We start from the raw sequence: 16,076 nt of genomic DNA, 5'->3' as shown, positions 1-16,076 counted from the left end.
TCGACGACTTCGTCGATGACGCAGAACTCGTCGCCCGCATCAAGGCCCGGTCACCGCGGTAGCAATCGGCCGGTTACGGCGCATCAGTCGCCGAATGCGTTTCTGGTTCACAGCATGGCCCTCGTTCTGCAGGTGCCACGTCATCTGCCGCACGCCATAGAACGGGGTATCCAGGAACTGCTTGTCGATCAGCAACATGAGCTCAAGGTTCATCGCCGTTTCGCCCTGCGGCGCGTAATAGAACGATGACCGCGAGATCGACAGCAGGTGGCATTGCGCCCCGACCGACAGGCTCGGGTGGTCCTTCTCGATCATGGCGCGCCCGGAAACCTCTGGCAATCGCAGCAAGGGCATGTATGTGAAGGCCGGCTTCAAATATGACGCCGCGCGCGATGTCTATATCTGCCCGACAGGGGATGAGTTGACCTGACGATACACGCGCGAGGAAGACGGGCTTCAGGTCCGTCGATACTGGACCAATGCATGCCAGCACTGTCCCGTGACGTCACGCTGCACCACGGGCACGGAGCGCCGCGTCACCCGGAGGGAATACGCGCATCTGGTGGACGAGATGCGCAACCGCTTGCGCAGCGCCGATGATCCGATGACTTTGCGCCGCAGCACGGTCGAGCATCCCTTCGGGACGATCAAGGCCTGGATGGGCACTACCCATTTCCTGATGCGCCGTCTGAAGAATGTCCGCACCGAGATGGCGCTGAACGTGCTGGCCTACAACATCAAGCGCATGGTCGCCTTGGTCGGGATCAAGGGGCTGATGGCGGCCGTTCCCGCCTGATAGGGTGAAGATCATCCCCAAAATCAGAAAAACATGCCCTCACGGCCCGATATGCGCGCCAGTGGCGGGTTGTATGAACTCAAGCAGGCAGAAAGACCTGCGGCGAACCCATCATATCGCTGGTGCCGGTCGGTGAAGGAGTTTCAACACAGCCTAGGCCCTGAGCCGCCGGTCGACCTCGACAAATGCGGCTCTGCCGCATTCCCGTAAGCCGACGTTCATCTCGCTTCGCAGCAAACACCTGGCCAAGCCGGCAGCTATTGCGGGCCAATCTGCCGTTTGCATGTGCGGCAGAGCTAGGCACACAATCCTCGCAAAAATGGCCCGCTGGGCAGGAAGCAGACTGACGACAGCGCGACATGGCACCTGCTGCAAACCCGTCAAGCCGCCATTCGTGCGCCACACAGCGATCCCTCCGCCCGCCGACCCGTGTCGGGCGAAAGCAGTCAGCTGCCACGCAGCATTGCGTTCGTATCAGCACATGAGAACCGGCCACCAAGCACCCCGCAGCAAAGAACGCCTCGGGCAAAGCTGCAGTCGATCAAGCGGCACTAGGCAGATGATGCCAATGGGCGGCACAGTTCCCTCCAACTACGGGAAACGAGCAATAAGCTTGCAACAGATCTACTTAGTTGCAAATAAATGCTCTCAACGAGCATTATTATTCGAGATTTTCAATGCATCTTCATTCGTACCGCCTGAAAAACTATCGTCGTCTCCGCGACGTGCATATCGAGCTGGCTTCAGACATCTCAATATTCGTCGGCTCGAATAACAGCGGTAAGACTTCGGCCACCCAAGCGATAATGGCATTCCTGTCGGGGTCGAAGGATCGGTTCACGCTGTTCGACTTCAGTTCGCACACTTGGAAACAGCTGAACGCGCTCGAGGCCGCCGATCCAGCAGCCGACAACGATGCCGAAATCCCATCAATCTCCTTAGATATTTGGTTTGAGGTGAAACCCACAGATCTGTACCTTGTGATGCCGATACTCCCGAGTACGGCATGGGAAGGTAGCATGGTTGGAATGCGCGTAGAGCTTGCAGCCCGATCACCGTACGAGATGCTGAAGCGGTTCAGGGAGCGCAAGACTGTGGCGACCGAGAAGGCCGCCGCGCTGCCGAACGGACCTGGCGACTACAAGCCCTGGCCAAGGTCGCTCACAGATTACTTAGAGAAGGAGCTCCACCATGAGTTCGAGCTCCGCTATAGCGTGCTAGATCGCGCCCGGTTCGACAGCGCTTTAGTTGAGTCAACCGGGTATAGCCCCGCTCCTTTAGCGGGCGAAATAAGCGGCGCTGCCGTACTTAGGTCCCTCATCAGAGTCGACTGCCTGAACGCCCAGCGTCACCTCGCCGATCCGGCCTCGAGAACGGATGGCGGTTCAGGCCGGTCCGAGGATCTGTCCCGCCGGCTGAGCCGCTTCTATGATCGCAACCTCACGCAAAAGGAGGAGGACCACACCGCTCTCAGAGCGTTGTTCAATTCCGAGGTCGGGCTCAATGACCATCTTAAAGACGTATTCAAGGACACGCTTGATCGGATTGCTACCCTCGGCTATCCTGGACTTAACAATCCGCGGCTCGAGATCAAGTCCGCGCTCAATCCCGCATCGGTGATGAGCCAGGACGCCAAAATTCATTACGTACTCGGTAAAGGTGAGGACGCAACCCGCCTGCCCGACAGCTACAATGGCCTGGGTTTTAAGAACCTGATCTACATGGTGGTCGAGATCCTCGATATCCACGAGAAGTGGAAAGCGGAGGAGGAGAAGCGCGCGCCCCTACACCTCATCTTTATCGAAGAACCCGAGGCGCACCTGCATGCCCAACTACAGCAGGTATTCATCCGAAACGTACTCAGTCTCGTGAAGCAAGGTGAGCAGGAGGCGTATGCCAGCCAAGTTGTAGTCACGACCCATTCGCCACACATCCTTTACGAGCGCGGCTTTGCCCCGATCCGCTATTTCCGGCGGCACGCCGACGGAGACCAGACTACGCAAGTCCTCAATCTTTCGGCATTTCAGGCCGGCGACGCACCCAAGGACAGGGATTTCCTTCAGCGCTATCTGAAGCTCACCCATTGCGACCTCTTCTTTTCAGACGCCGCCATTCTCGTGGAAGGAAACGTGGAACGGCTCTTGATGCCCATCATGATCGAGCGAGAGGCACCGACGCTCCGGTCCGCCTCGCTCTGCATCCTCGAAGTCAGCGGTGCCTTCGGCCATAGGTTCAAGGAGCTAATCGAATTCCTAGGCATTACCACTTTGGTCGTCACGGACATTGACAGCGTCACGGCTAAGCCCACCCCCGACCCGATCAATGAGGACGAGGAGGAGGACGAGGAAGTTGAGTTCGAGGTTCCCGACGATGAGGAGGGAAAGCCAGCCAAGAAGCGATACGGCAAAGCTTGTTTGCCGTCGGTTGCCAATTCCGAAACTTCTAACCAAACTCTTATCAAATGGTTGCCCAAGAAACTGCTCATCGACGATCTCCTCAAAGCAAACGCTGCCGATAAGACCGCCGATATTTTAGGGTCCGAACCCGCCAAAGTCCTGGTTGCCTACCAAGTTTCCACTGACGTCGCTTGGGGCAGCGTGGCGGTCTCATTGTGTGGTCGCACGCTCGAAGAGGCCTTCGGCCTCGAGAATGCCGAATGGTGCCAATCCGTCGAGCGCAGGAACTTGGGCCTGAAGCTTAAAAAGGAGCCCGCTAATGCGGCGGAGCTCGCTGAAGGCTTGCACAAGCGGGTCAATGGCAAACACTTCGACAAAACCAAGTTCGCGCTTGAGGTCATGGCTTCGGATGGTGAAGAATGGACGACGCCGAAGTACATTAGGGATGGTCTTGGTTGGCTGGCCGAGCAGGTCAATCTTGAAGTGGTGCAGGAGGCCGAGGCCGCTGTCATTGCGGTAGAAGAAGTTGAGGCCGAAGTGAAATGAGCGGCGGGCGCATTAACAAGCCAGACACCGAAGCCGACCGGCGGCTGAGGGCTTGCTTATCTGGCACGACGAAACGCAGCTTCATCATGGTGGCTGGAGCCGGATCGGGCAAGACTACGTCGCTGGTGAAAGCGCTAGCCAGCGCTATCCAAGTGCGGGGGCAGGAACTCAAGCGCAGTCGTAAGCGGATTGCCTGCATCACCTATACCGAGATAGCAGCTGCCGAAATCTGGGCGGACGTGGGCAAGAATCCTCTGCTGCATGTTTCGACCATTCATAGCTTTCTGTGGTCCATTACGCGGTCCTTTCAGTCGGACATCAAGGTTTGGGTACTTCGTCGGATAGGCGAGCGCATCGCCGAACTCGAGGCCGCGGCCGCCAATTTCGGACCGCGTGTCCAAGAGCGCACCCGCGTTAAGAACCGCAGCGACATCGACCGTTACGCCGCGTCGATTCCTCTGGTCGAAAAGCTTACGGTATTCAACTACGGGACGGGAAGCGACTATCCCCGCGGTGTGCTTGGCCATGATGACATCATCCGCATGGCCACCTATTTCATGGTGGAGCGGCCGCTGTTCCGGACCTTGGTTTCCCAGCAGTTCCCGATCATCTTCGTCGATGAGAGCCAGGACACTCAGCCGATTGTCGTAGAAGCGCTCAAGGCGGTGGCTGAGCATGCTGGCAGCGATTTCTGCCTAGGTTTCTTCGGCGACCCCATGCAGCGCATCTACGCCACTGGTATCGGTGACATCCCGCCGGAGAACGGCTGGGAGATGATCGCCAAGGAAGAGAATTTCCGATGCCCAACTCGTGTACTTTCCGTGGCAAACGCCATTCGGCGTGACGGAGACGACCTCGTGCAGACCGGAGGTCGCATGACGCAGGACACGGCCGACGGGGCGCCGCTACCTGTCGAGGGATCGGCATGCATCTTCATTATGCCGGCAGACAGCAGGCGCGATGAGAGACTTGCGGCCGTTCGGCACCTCGTCTCGAAGAAGGTGGCCGACCCCCGCTGGGCCGACGGGCTTGATGCGGATTTCAAGCTGCTTGTCATTGTGCATCGGATGGCGGCTAATCGTTTGGGGTTTGGCGATCTCTATGCTGCCATGAACGACAAGGCGCCGAGCGCGTTCAGCGACGGATTCCTTGAGGCGACGTCATGGCCGCTTAAACCCTTCGTCAATTTTGTACTACCGGTTGTTGAGGCCTTGGAGGCTGGCAACGAATTCGAGGCGATGTCGCTCCTGCGCCGGTCGTGTCCAAGGCTCCAAAGCGAGTTTCTGGCCAAGTCCAACATTGCCGACCTCCTCGCTTCGCTGCGGCAGGACATAGCAGAACTCAGGACCATGATGTCCCACGATAAGGCAACTGTTCGCGACGTACTCGTCCATCTAGCGCAGAACGACCTACTTTCGCTCGATCCACGCATCTCGGCCTTCATGGGCGGCGCACTTCCAGTAAAGCAGCCTGTTGGAGCGCGCGCGGAGCCAATAGAGGAAAGAGAAGATGACGATTCAGCCTCGCTGGAGATAGCTGCCATGGACCGTTATTTGGCGTGCCCAGCTAACCAGTTCTGGGGATATAGAGCATACATCAGGCAATCGTCCCCATTCTCGACGCAGCAGGGCATCAAAGGCGCCGAGTTCGAGCGCGTGCTCGTTGTGCTTGACGACGACGAGGGTACCCATGTGCAGTTTTCCTATGACAAGTACTTCGGAGTGAAGCCACCGTCCAAGCGCGATCTTGAGAACATGGCGGAGGGTAAATCGACCGCCATCGACAGGACGAGGCGCCTCTTTTATGTTTGCTGCACGAGGGCACTCAAGGACTTGATTGTCGTCTATTTTACTGATGATCCGTCCACGGCTGAGCAACGAGTCAGAGCGTTGAACATTTTCCCGGACGAAGCAATCCTCTCAGAGTCCGCGCTCGGGTGTGGGTCGTAGCTTTAGTGCAAACACGAATGGCTGTTAACTCAGATTGCTGCAGATGCAGTGCCGCACGGTCGGAAGCCGACTTGCCAAGCTCGCTGGTCGTATGGCGGTAGTTTTGTGTGTCTGCAGGCTATACACTTCAGTGGGTCAAGAATGGGGATCCTTCTGGTTTCCGCTGTGGCATGACCAGATTGAGCATGACATCTAAAAAATGCCGCATGGAATGCACAGAATGAATGACAAGAACACAACAAAGAATGTTTGGGTTGATCCGTTGGACCCCGCCGAGCGAGCGCGTTCAGACTTTGTGCGCAATCTAGTCCACCGTCGCGTGGACGATCAGGTCGATCAATTTTTCCCAGACTGCCAGACGCCAAAGAAAATTGTTCAATTCTGGGATGATTCCTCAAACTTACCAGAGGATGTGAAATCATGCATGGAATCTTGGAGAGTGTTAGAGCGCCAGGGTTTTGAGTTCGAGGTATTCGACACTGACTCTGCAACCAGATACATTAGCGATCGCCTTGGGGATCGTTTCGAAGCCGCATTCAGAAAATGCTACCACCCATCGATGATGTCTGACTACTTTCGATACTCTTATGTGTTTGCGGACGGGGGGGGCTACATCGATGCGGACGATGTCTATCATGGGCAGCCAATTGAGCATCTGTTCGCAGATGGCCGTCTGAAGCTTCAACCATTCTGCTACGATCTTAAGACGGAACAAATGGTTGCACCCTCAATATTCACGAGACCCGAAGCTCATCAAGAGGGATGGATTTTTTACTTTAATACTACTCCTCTTATAGCTCCACGGAACAATCCAATGGTTGAGAGAGCCCTGATGAATGCAACGGTTTCTCTGGAAGCAAATCTGGGCCAAGGGTTGCCTGAGGTTCAAGCGACAACCGGCCCAGGGAATCTTACTCGATCAATCGTCGAAATGATGAAGAACGGTTCCTCAATTGAATCTGTGCTTATTATGCATGATTGGGAGCTCACATCCACAAGCCAATGGACGCTCAGTTATCGAAATGACGCGAGAAACTGGAGACTGTCAAATCAAAAAGAGTATCAACCCCCATCATCTGCTGGTATAGAATGAAGCTTGCTCGAGAGCCTCTAGCTGTGGCCCGCTGGGCTTTAAGTTTGGCCCACTGTATACGTCGAACTCTTCCGAGGCAGAGGTCTTTTATCTTTGGTCCACCTTTCGCACCAACCCGTCAGTCAATTCAGAAAATCTTTGTTATAAATCTAGATCGAGATCCTGACCGTTGGAATCGAATTCAACAAGAACTTCTAAGAATAAAGGATAGGCAAGGGAATTCTCTTCTTTCCCTCACAGAGAGGCATTCCGCCGTGGATGCAAGAAGCTTCCTTCAAGATCCCGAGAGGGATCTTGATGTAGATCCTATATACACGCTGGCAGATCAGCTTTTTGTAGAACCTCAACCTCAAACACTCCCGACACGCTTCGATCTTGAGGCGCCAATTCGCATGAGTCGTGCTGAAATTGCTGTTGCAAGGTCGCATATCGAAGTCTGGCGGCAAATCGCCAATGGCAATCACGGTCACGCTATGATCCTTGAGGATGATGTGTGGTTTCATCCTGGCTTCTCCAGACAAGTGGACAAGGTTTGGGCCGATGTCGAAGAATTAAATAAGCACAATGACGGATTTGATCTTCTCTACCTATCTTACGCAGAGTCGAAGCACGGCGCCCCTAAGGCGTTGATGTCCGAACACTCTTTTAAGCCTGTAAGGGGATTGTGGTATTTGTCGGGTTACGTAATTTCCCAAAAAGGTGCGGAGAAGCTGCTTAGCTTATTGCCGTGTCGCGGGCCGGTGGACCTGTGGATTAACCAGCAGTTCAGTTCACTGAACGTCTTTGCCGCGAGAAGAGTGATTATTCGTCAAAGGGGGGACGCCATATCAACGAACTCCTATTCAATTCTTCCCACCTTATCAAAAATTGGGGCAATAAACAGTGAAACTGCTGCACTTTTTAACGCGCGCCCGGATCAGTTGCCGGTCTTCGCATTTGGTCCTATGAATTCCGGGCAGTCATCAATCGCGATGGCTCTTTCGATGCTAGGCTACAAGTGCTGTAGCGATCTTGATGATCTGCCTCATCATGAACTCAATAAGCTTCGTAACGGGAGCGAAGATCGCTTATTCAATGCATATGTGAATGTGGGCTGTCTCGCCCCAGAGATCGGAAGCCTTCGGGCGAGTTATCCTGACGCCAAGTTTATTTTGACGCAATCCGTACATGATGATTATAATCGGGAGGCAAAATCTATTGTAAGTGGACTTGCGGGGGCTGATGTAATTGTGTTTGACTCTAAAAAAGCTGATGCTTGGCGGGTACTCTGTGATCACCTGAGATGTGCGCCGCCACAGTGCGCATTTCCAATAGTGGAAGATCAGGGTCAGCGCCGGGCAGTCAATGTACACAAAAATTCCAATCTCGCGATCAGAAGTGTGCAAGCAAAATGGGATCAATCTCCTTGGATCATAGGCGGTGGAAATCAAGCGTGGAGTGGGATTGAGCTTGCACCGGAAGTCACTCGACACGTAGGCGAACGGTCGGGTGTTGGCGGCAATTCAAATCTTGGCGATCTTGTAAAGTGCTCTGCGCGGACAGACACGTTTTCTGGGAATCTCGCTCTGTTCCGACCCGAAAACGCTCGGCCGGTCGATGATGGGAGTACGGAGATTTATGTCCAGCGAGAGAGGCTAGGCGTACGAGATTTCAGTGCGGGAGCTTTGACCAGCGATGCGGATTTTCTTTTTGGAAGATTTGAGGCTAGCTTCAGGGCAGCCAGCGTCCCAGGAGTGATGACCGGATTCTTTTTGCACCGCAACTCGCCGCATCAGGAAATCGACATCGAAATATCGGGAAATATGCCGAGCCGACTTATAGTTAATGTTTTTTACAATCCAGGTGGCGATGGGGCGAAATTTGATTATGGCTATCGAGGCTCGCCGAGCTACATTGATTTGGGATTTGATGCATCGGTGAAAATGCACCAATATGCTATCGAGTGGTCGCCGACTGAAATCCGGTGGTTGGTTGATGAAAAACTCGTTCATCGACGCGTTCTATGGAACCCAACGCCGATTCCCCATCTTCCTATGAAACTTCATTTCAATGCGTGGCCTTCCCGCGCCTCACAACTAGCTGGGCGTCTTCAATTTCGCAAGCTTCCGGCCGTGGCCCGGATTGAAGGCATGCGGGCACACAAATATGGTCAGCCGATATCTGCTAAGTGATATGAGCTACACAGCTAAGCGGTTCGCCAAGGAGGAGTTAATTATGAAAATACTATCCTACAACCCAGGGCATGACGGCGCGTTTGCATATGTGGAAGATGGATACTTGAAGTTCTCATTTGAAGCCGAGAAGGACTCGCATTATCGCCATTCTCCTCTGTCCATCCCGGATGCAATTGAAGTTTTCTCTGAGCTTAATGCTGTTCCCGATGTGCTCTGCAAAGGTGGCTGGTGGCCGGTTGATTCAGTTCAAGGAGGGGAGGTCGCGGCCGAATACTTGGGCAGCGATAGCAATAAGATAGTCATTTCCAAGAAGGTCATGCTCGGCAAGGAGCTTGATTTTTTCTCGTCCTCTCACGAACGATCGCACATTCTTTGTGCTTACGGAATGTCAAATCTTCCTAAGGGAACCCCGTGCTACGCATTGCTTTGGGAAGGGGTTATCGGTGCATTTTACGAGATTGATGCAGCTCTGAATATAAGAAAGATCGCTGAAGTCGTTCCGGAGCCTGGGCATCGCTATGCCCTACTGTATGCGCTGGCGGATCCATCCTTCGATATGGCTACAGCAGAATTTTCTCGACTTTCAGATGCCGGAAAGCTCATGGCTTTGGCCTCATTCTCGGAACGTGATGAGGCAACGGTGGAAGAAGAAGAAATCATTTCCTTCCTACTTCAGGACTGTCCGCATCTTAAGCCTTTAGATTGCATAGCACTAAAGCATACTCGACATTATAATTCTGGCCTAGATGATCCGGAATTTCGCAACTTCGCTGGCATTTTCAGCGATAGATTGTTCGAAAGATTTAAGAATTTCGCCGATAAAAACTTGAGTCGCGGATTGCCACTTCTGATCGTTGGCGGCTGTGGACTTAATTGTGACTGGAACAGTAAGTGGCGTGCCTCGGGACTGTTCAGTGAAATTTTTGTTCCGCCGGTTGCTAACGATTCTGGTTCGGCAATCGGTACAGCAATAGATGCGCAGTTTCAACTCAGTGGCGACCCAAAAATCAAATGGGATGTTTACGCCGGGAGAGGTTTCGTCTTGGATGTCAATGTTGACGATGCCGAATTTGATGAATGGGAAGGCAATGCCTCTAATGTTGCGGAAATATTGTATGAAGACATGATTTTAGGTTGGGTGAATGGAAGGTATGAGATTGGCCCGAGAGCACTAGGGAACCGATCTATAATTGCATCGCCTTTCAAAGAATCCACCAGAGAGCGAATGAACGTTATAAAGCAGAGAGAGCAGTTTCGCCCAATTGCTCCCGCCTGCCTTGAGGAAGACGCCCTCCGTTGGTTCGGGTGCGATCATCCGAGTCCACACATGCTTTACACATACACCGTCTCAACTGATGCGCTCAAGGCAGTGACACACGTTAACAATACATCGCGCATACAGACTGTATCGGCTTCGACAAACCTCCCCTTGTTTGATTTGCTGGTGGAGTTTAAGCGGTTAACAGGATTTGGGGTTCTTTGCAATACTTCGCTCAATTTTAAACACAAGGGATTTATAAACAGGATTTCTGATCTTTCGGTCTACACTTTGCAGCACAAACTTGATGGGTTCGTCGTCAATGGGCGAATTTACATGCGCAAGAGTTCAGAAATGTATCAGGAATACTTGCGTAAAACTTCTGGTCGTATACCGCTAAAACTCTAGCTCACGCCAGGCTCTTAGACAACGCAGAAATAGTTAGATCGTAAAGAGTGGTTTGCGTGATTGCCTGTCCGATAAAAATAGTACAGTTGATGCGAGCATAGCTCGTTTTAGCCGGTGCATTACAATCCGCGGATTCCCGTTCAACAGAGGTCTACGGGAAGGTGATCGCTGCGTAACGCTCGAATGGCCGCTTTCCCGGGCTTGCTGCGGTTGCCGTGCTGCATCGCCGTCAGGCGGCTCTCCGCCCTTCGCGTCCGTGGCCTGGAGAAGCGCTTCGCCTGGCGCGCCGGGCAGCAACGTGTCGGCATGAGGTCACGGCAAGCAGGTTGATGCCGCGCTTCCGCAGAGCCCGTTCGTGCCTTTCAGCGACATTCTAGCGGTGTGCAGCATCCTCGGTCCGGCATCCACGCGAAGGGCGGAGAGCTGCCGTTCTCGGCAGCCGAGAAGGTAATCCGTCCTGCCCCAGCAAGCGGAAATTCAGCAGGGACTTGTCTGCCCTAGCCTTGCGTGCATTTGGGCATCGCTTGTGTCCCGAACCCGACCAGTCGTGCAATCATGCTTTTTCTTGGTTTTCTTCGAAGCACGATCAGACCAGCTGCGTTCAGGCCGAGGTTCCAAGACCGGTTTTGCCAGTACTGTCCCTTTAGTTCAGTCGCAGCCTCGCTAACGTTAAGCACAGCAGATCCATAGAACTTCGGTTGATCCGTAACCGAAAGAGGCCGAGAATTGTCTTGCCTGTTGGTCTGCTCGTAAACCCATACAACCGACTTATTCCCACTATCTGATTTAAAAAATTCCACGGAGATCGTTTCAGAACTCAGCAGTGGCGTTTTTTCGTTTGGCAGAAAGGACACGTCGGTCCGAAACCACGTCTGTTTGATTTTCACATCAAAATTCGCTTCCAGAAGTCCAGGACGCTCGTCGTTGACAAGATCAAACGTGATTTCGTTACTGGCAGCGGCGGCTTTCAGGCGTTCTACAATTGGCCAATTGGACTGGATCGTTACAACCCACTCGCCGTTCAGGTCAGGAAAGTAGCGATTTGCGAGCCATGGCCCCGCCAAAGGCAGCTTCCAAAGTAGACGCCAGCCAGGCACGACGATGAACAGCGCAATACTTCCCCAGATGACCCCCGCGACAAATCTAGAAGTCAGAAGGTTGGCAACCGGCGACCCCAGAACAGGCAAGTTGGCGGCAAGCCATGTCTCAATCCATCCAACGGCAAGCGGTGAGGCCAGAGCCAGATAGACCGCCAAGCCGATCCAGAACGAAAGGGAAACAAATTTTGCCACGATGCTCAACCTCTGGTATTGAAGACTCGGTCCAGTGCCCCCAAGTATATGGGCAAGCGGCGTCGCCACTACAAGATAAGACCAGAAGAGGCACAGTTTAATGCTTGTTAACGCACATAAAGCCTTCGTGTCCCGGCCCTCGGGTTACAAGTTCGCATTGAACCTTTCAGAGGAGCAGGACAAGACACTGCGAAACGCTCGGGATGACATTCGCAGTGAAATCTCCTCGCAGTTTGGGTCATTTGCGAAGGCTCTAGGTGATCAGGTTCTGTTCGAAGATCAAGCGCCTGTACTCGTGCGGAGCTATCAGACGCCGAAGTTCAGGATGCAGGGCAGCTTCTCGTACCATACATGCAACCAGCCCGCGCATGTGCCGCCTCAGGAGATTGACTTGGACGATGGGCTGTTCATGCCTGTTTCCTACTTTCAAAAAGGCGGAGACAGATCCCCTGTGATCCAAAGCGCAGCCTACTTTTTCATCATCGAGCGCATCCTAGCCCCCCTGTGCCACAAGAAGGGTTGGCAGCTCGTGACGGACAAACCTTCATGCATTCGTGTAAAAATTGATGACACCATGCACACTGACCTCGCACTTTACTCGGTGCCGGATGCTGATTTTCAGCGCATCGTGAAAGATGCCCAAAGTCGGGGTGTAGACTTCACAGCCGAGCTGATGATGGAAGATACCGCGTATCGAATGTTATCTCACGACGAGATGATGCTCGCGCACCGCAACGAGGGTTGGATGAGATCCGACCCGCGAAAACTCGAAGACTGGTTTGTCGATGCGGTGAAACAGTATGGCGAACAGGTCCGAACCGTCAGCCGCTATCTTAAGGGCTGGAAAGACTTCCAATGGCCCGAAGGAAGGTTGGCATCCATTGCACTCATGGCCGCAGTCGTGTCGGTCTTTGAGAGGGCGTCGGCAGCAATTGCCAGCGATAGGGACGATCTGGCGTTGTTGCGAGTCGCGGCAGACTTGCCCGACTTTCTCGCCAATGACATTCTAAACCCTGTCGTAGAAGGCGCGCGGTTGGATCAGGGTTGGTCACCTGAGGAACGCAGCGATTTCGTTGCGAAGGCCAGAGTGCTTTCTGAACGTCTGAAAGACGCGCTGACTCAGACGTCAGACCGCACGGCAGTTTTCGAAGCCCTACAAAACCAATTTGGTGGGCGTATCCCAGACGATCTCACCCTCTATGTGCCCGACGCTGGCCTTGATACAAAGGCAAGCGATTTGGCTGCACCTGCTGCCCTTACTTTGGGGATGGTGGACAAGGTCGACGCGGAGCAAGGCCATGACCTCGCCGCTGTGAACAAGCAGGGCGGAGGCCGCTACGGTTAATCGACATTGACTGGGCCGTCTGAACCTACCGACCTCATGATAGCTGAGTTATCCCGCTGGGTGCTCGCAAAATGTCCGAATGCGCGAGACCTAACACAGGGTGAATTGTCTCGCTACGAGGCCAAGGACCCAATCCACGGATGGGTTGTCCCGTTTGAGCATCAAGCTGACCGCTTTGATCTGCAAGTGGTGCTCTCGCAAGATTTCCCGTGGACAAAGCCGCACGTGTACTGCACCGAGAAATTTCAGTTTTTGCAGTATCCGCACATCGAAAAAGACGGTGCATTTTGCCTTTACCCACCGGGTACAGAGCACAATCCTTTGAACCCCAAGGGGTTAATATGGGACGCCATCAAAGAAGCTACTCGTTTGATCGTCGCTTCATACGACGACGATTTTATCAATGATTTCACAGACGAGTTCGATTCTTATTGGAGCAAAACTGATGGGGGCAAAAACATCATCAGCCTCCTATCACCCGGCGGACCCTCTCGTCGGGTGTCCCTGTGGTGCAGTACAGGTGACTACTTTCTAGCGGATGACCACACAGCCTTGGAAAGTTGGCTTCGCAGCCGTTTTCCGGGGAACAAGAAGGACTACAATTTCAACACCGCGACGCACATCGCCCTCAATAGGCCCATTCTGCCTTCTGAATACCCGAGGTCCGGGTCCGCGATTCTACGCTTTTTGCGGGAGCTGGCACCAGAATCCGTAGAACTTCTGAAAGATGCGGCTGCAACCGCGGATGACAAGTTCACCGTTTCCTTCGAGGGGCGCACGGATGATGGGCCGGTGTTTTTCGGCGTCGAAGTGACGCCTCCTGTCAAACAGGGTATGGAAGCCGGGCGACGCCCAGACATGGTGCAGAAGGGCTTTCGGGCTGGAAAGGTACCGCCCCATATCCGAATGCAGCGGCTGTTCGGGGGGAACAAGGTTGAGCGCCACAAGACTATGCGCGCGGACGCATCGTGGATACATGGGCGTGACACCCCGACAGTCGCCCCTTTGTTTGACAAGCGTGTTCTGATGATCGGCGTGGGGTCATTGGGAAGCGAGGTTGCTCTGCTACTGGCCAAGACGGGTGTTGGCTCGATCACATTGGTCGACCCGGAACTTCTGGACTATCCCAATGTTGGACGTCATATGCTCGGGGTCAGGCAAGTCTGGACGTCTAAAGCCAAGTCGCTTGCAGAAAAATTGGCTGGTGACTTCCCGCATATGCGCTCGATCAAGCCCTTTGCCGAGGACTGGCAATCGGTCTACGGCAAACGTTCTGACGTTTTCCAGAATACCGATTTGATCGTGTCCACGGTTGGCAGCTGGGTGGCTGAAGGCAGGCTTAACCAAGTGGCTAGGAACAAAGGGGGTTTGCCCCCTGTGCTCTACGGGTGGGCAGAGCCGTTTTCTGTTGCAGGACACGCCGTGTTGATCGGCTCCAACGGCCCATGTTTTGCTTGCGGCATGGACCATTTCGGGAAGGCACTACAACCAGTGTGTGAGTGGGACACCGAGACGACGCGTAAACAGCCCCACTGCGGAGCCAGTTTTCAACCATATGGGCCAGTATCGTTGTCAGGCGTAGCGGCCTTAGTAGCTAAGGCCGCTATGAAGGCACTGCTTGGTGAGGTGCCCCCCGGGACCGAGGCCGTTTACTGGGCTTCGAAGGAAGAAATTGCCGAGCAAGGAGGGCGCTTCAGTCCGGACTTCTTAAATTACTTTACTGACGTTCCGGAGTTCGGCGGAACGAGGAAATTTGAGTGGAGGCAAAAGGATGATTGTGCTTTTTGCGGAGGATCATGAGTATTCGCTATCCCATTGGAGAGAGCGGGCAAGTTCTGGTGCTAGAACAGAATGTTGTCGATCACTTTGTTAAATGGCGACAGTCGGATCCGAAGATGCCTGAATCTGGCGGTCAGCTATTTGGGGTAGTTGAAGGCCAGTCAGTAAAGCTTAAGCGTGCGACCGGTCCAAGAGTTTCCGATCGACGTGGAAGGTTCTTTTTTGTCGCCGATCGCTTTGCGGAACGACTTGAAATCAGCAAGCTACATAAGTCTGGGTTGCACTACCTCGGAGATTGGCACACGCACCCTCAAGCAGTTCCAGCTCCGTCTGGCACCGACCTCTCATCAATGGCCGACCTTTTCGTTCGCTCGAAGCATGATTTGAATGCATTCTTAATGGTGATCGTCGGCACAGCAGAGTTTCCCAAGGGATTGCATGTGTCACTTCATGAGGCCAACGCATGGTCTGCCTTGAATGCAGAGCGCGAAACCTAGCACTCCACCCGACTTTCTGGGTGCAGCGAAGCTCCGGCCTGGCATGCCGCAACGCAGCATGTTTAGGCCAGGTTGAGTGACCGAGATGGGCCGAGGAACGCTTTGGGTGTTTCTTAGGCAGTTCTTCTCAGCTATCACCGCAGGAGCCACGTTGAGAGCAAGATGAACTGCATCAAACTCTTGGGCCAATCCCTGATGGCCCGAGACTTTAATCGCCAGGTCGCGGAAATCCAGGTCCGCGTCGCTGTGCTCAACCGCTACATCGTTCTTGGCATACCCGTTACAGAGCCGGTAGGATGAGTCTGTTCGGGGTAAGGGGAAGTCTGCCCCTCACCCGATTTTCGCAACAAAGCCTCTTGCGATACACTGTCGCACGATGCCGGCCGATCTCAACCGCGATTTCGGTCACAGGTATCTTGGCGCTCAACATGTCCTCGATCGTGCGTCGTTCGCGCAAACTCAACTCAGTGTGGGCCATCTTCCGATCTCCTTGCTTTCCAGCAAGATAGGGGATTTGTCGCAACCCAGATTAGAATGTGACCG

9 protein-coding genes and 4 pseudogenes are annotated in these 16,076 nt (G+C 53.8%); 10 read left to right on the top strand and 3 right to left on the bottom strand.

Going from position 1 to position 16,076, the window contains the following annotated elements:
• Window positions 1-75: 75 nt before the first annotated feature.
• Window positions 76-321, bottom strand: a pseudogene (locus ACEN2S_RS21655) (IS3 family transposase); the annotation flags it as partial.
• On the opposite strand from ACEN2S_RS21655, the pseudogene ACEN2S_RS21650 reads away from it, so the two are divergent.
• The 6 genes and pseudogenes from ACEN2S_RS21650 to ACEN2S_RS21625 all read left to right on the top strand — a co-directional run.
• Window positions 320-796, top strand: a pseudogene (locus tag ACEN2S_RS21650) (transposase); the annotation flags it as partial. The pseudogenes ACEN2S_RS21655 and ACEN2S_RS21650 sit on opposite strands and share 2 nt — an antisense overlap.
• 677 nt (window positions 797-1,473) lie before the next feature.
• Window positions 1,474-3,738, top strand: a complete 2,265-nt coding sequence (locus ACEN2S_RS21645; protein WP_441870409.1) for an ATP-dependent nuclease — start codon at window positions 1,474-1,476, stop codon at window positions 3,736-3,738.
• Window positions 3,735-5,687 carry a UvrD-helicase domain-containing protein gene (locus ACEN2S_RS21640; RefSeq protein WP_441870407.1) on the top strand — a complete coding sequence of 651 codons (1,953 nt, stop codon included), beginning with the start codon at window positions 3,735-3,737 and terminating at the stop codon, window positions 5,685-5,687. Before ACEN2S_RS21645 ends, ACEN2S_RS21640 begins: the two co-directional genes overlap by 4 nt.
• Window positions 5,688-5,907: 220 nt before the next feature.
• On the top strand, window positions 5,908-6,780 hold the full coding sequence (locus ACEN2S_RS21635; protein ID WP_441870405.1) for a glycosyltransferase family 32 protein: 873 nt from the start codon (window positions 5,908-5,910) through the stop codon (window positions 6,778-6,780).
• Window positions 6,777-8,951: a family 16 glycosylhydrolase gene (locus ACEN2S_RS21630; protein WP_441870403.1), complete on the top strand. Its 2,175-nt coding sequence runs from the start codon at window positions 6,777-6,779 to the stop codon at window positions 8,949-8,951. Before ACEN2S_RS21635 ends, ACEN2S_RS21630 begins: the two co-directional genes overlap by 4 nt.
• A 43-nt stretch (window positions 8,952-8,994) precedes the next feature.
• The gene (locus ACEN2S_RS21625; RefSeq protein ID WP_441870401.1) at window positions 8,995-10,620 is read left to right on the top strand and encodes a carbamoyltransferase C-terminal domain-containing protein; all 1,626 of its coding nucleotides are present in this window, start codon (window positions 8,995-8,997) and stop codon (window positions 10,618-10,620) included.
• A 497-nt stretch (window positions 10,621-11,117) separates the two neighbouring features.
• On the opposite strand, the gene ACEN2S_RS21620 is transcribed toward ACEN2S_RS21625, so the two are convergent.
• Window positions 11,118-11,912 (bottom strand): hypothetical protein, encoded by a 795-nt coding sequence (locus ACEN2S_RS21620; RefSeq protein WP_441870399.1) that lies wholly within the window; start codon window positions 11,910-11,912, stop codon window positions 11,118-11,120.
• 100 nt (window positions 11,913-12,012) lie between these two features.
• On the opposite strand from ACEN2S_RS21620, the gene ACEN2S_RS21615 reads away from it, so the two are divergent.
• The 4 genes and pseudogenes from ACEN2S_RS21615 to ACEN2S_RS21600 all read left to right on the top strand — a co-directional run.
• Window positions 12,013-13,257, top strand: a complete 1,245-nt coding sequence (locus ACEN2S_RS21615) for a CBASS cGAMP synthase (RefSeq protein WP_441870397.1) — start codon at window positions 12,013-12,015, stop codon at window positions 13,255-13,257.
• 36 nt (window positions 13,258-13,293) lie between these two features.
• Window positions 13,294-15,057, top strand: a complete 1,764-nt coding sequence (locus ACEN2S_RS21610) for a ThiF family adenylyltransferase (protein ID WP_441870395.1) — start codon at window positions 13,294-13,296, stop codon at window positions 15,055-15,057.
• Window positions 15,054-15,533, top strand: coding sequence for a Mov34/MPN/PAD-1 family protein (locus ACEN2S_RS21605; protein ID WP_441870393.1), 480 nt, complete (start codon window positions 15,054-15,056; stop codon window positions 15,531-15,533). Before ACEN2S_RS21610 ends, ACEN2S_RS21605 begins: the two co-directional genes overlap by 4 nt.
• 132 nt (window positions 15,534-15,665) lie before the next feature.
• Window positions 15,666-15,833: pseudogene (locus tag ACEN2S_RS21600) on the top strand (IS5/IS1182 family transposase); the annotation flags it as partial.
• 55 nt (window positions 15,834-15,888) lie between these two features.
• On the opposite strand, the pseudogene ACEN2S_RS21595 reads toward ACEN2S_RS21600, so the two are convergent.
• Window positions 15,889-16,011: pseudogene (locus tag ACEN2S_RS21595) on the bottom strand (helix-turn-helix domain-containing protein); the annotation flags it as partial.
• Window positions 16,012-16,076 lie beyond the last annotated feature (65 nt).

Source organism: Phaeovulum sp. W22_SRMD_FR3 (genome assembly GCF_052113705.1).
GTDB lineage: Bacteria > Pseudomonadota > Alphaproteobacteria > Rhodobacterales > Rhodobacteraceae > JBGQOG01.
Note: the sequence above shows the minus strand (reverse complement) of the source record. Positions and strands in the feature narration are given on the sequence as shown.

Excerpts from the sequence above, each read along its gene's own strand:
- ACEN2S_RS21645 (WP_441870409.1), top strand. The coding sequence starts at position 1,474 with ATGCATCTTCATTCGTACCGCCTGAAAAACTATCGTCGTCTCCGCGAC.
- ACEN2S_RS21640 (WP_441870407.1), top strand. The coding sequence starts at position 3,735 with ATGAGCGGCGGGCGCATTAACAAGCCAGACACCGAAGCCGACCGGCGG.
- ACEN2S_RS21635 (WP_441870405.1), top strand. The coding sequence starts at position 5,908 with ATGAATGACAAGAACACAACAAAGAATGTTTGGGTTGATCCGTTGGAC.
- ACEN2S_RS21630 (WP_441870403.1), top strand. The coding sequence starts at position 6,777 with ATGAAGCTTGCTCGAGAGCCTCTAGCTGTGGCCCGCTGGGCTTTAAGT.
- ACEN2S_RS21625 (WP_441870401.1), top strand. The coding sequence starts at position 8,995 with ATGAAAATACTATCCTACAACCCAGGGCATGACGGCGCGTTTGCATAT.
- ACEN2S_RS21615 (WP_441870397.1), top strand. The coding sequence starts at position 12,013 with ATGCTTGTTAACGCACATAAAGCCTTCGTGTCCCGGCCCTCGGGTTAC.
- ACEN2S_RS21610 (WP_441870395.1), top strand. The coding sequence starts at position 13,294 with ATGATAGCTGAGTTATCCCGCTGGGTGCTCGCAAAATGTCCGAATGCG.
- ACEN2S_RS21605 (WP_441870393.1), top strand. The coding sequence starts at position 15,054 with ATGAGTATTCGCTATCCCATTGGAGAGAGCGGGCAAGTTCTGGTGCTA.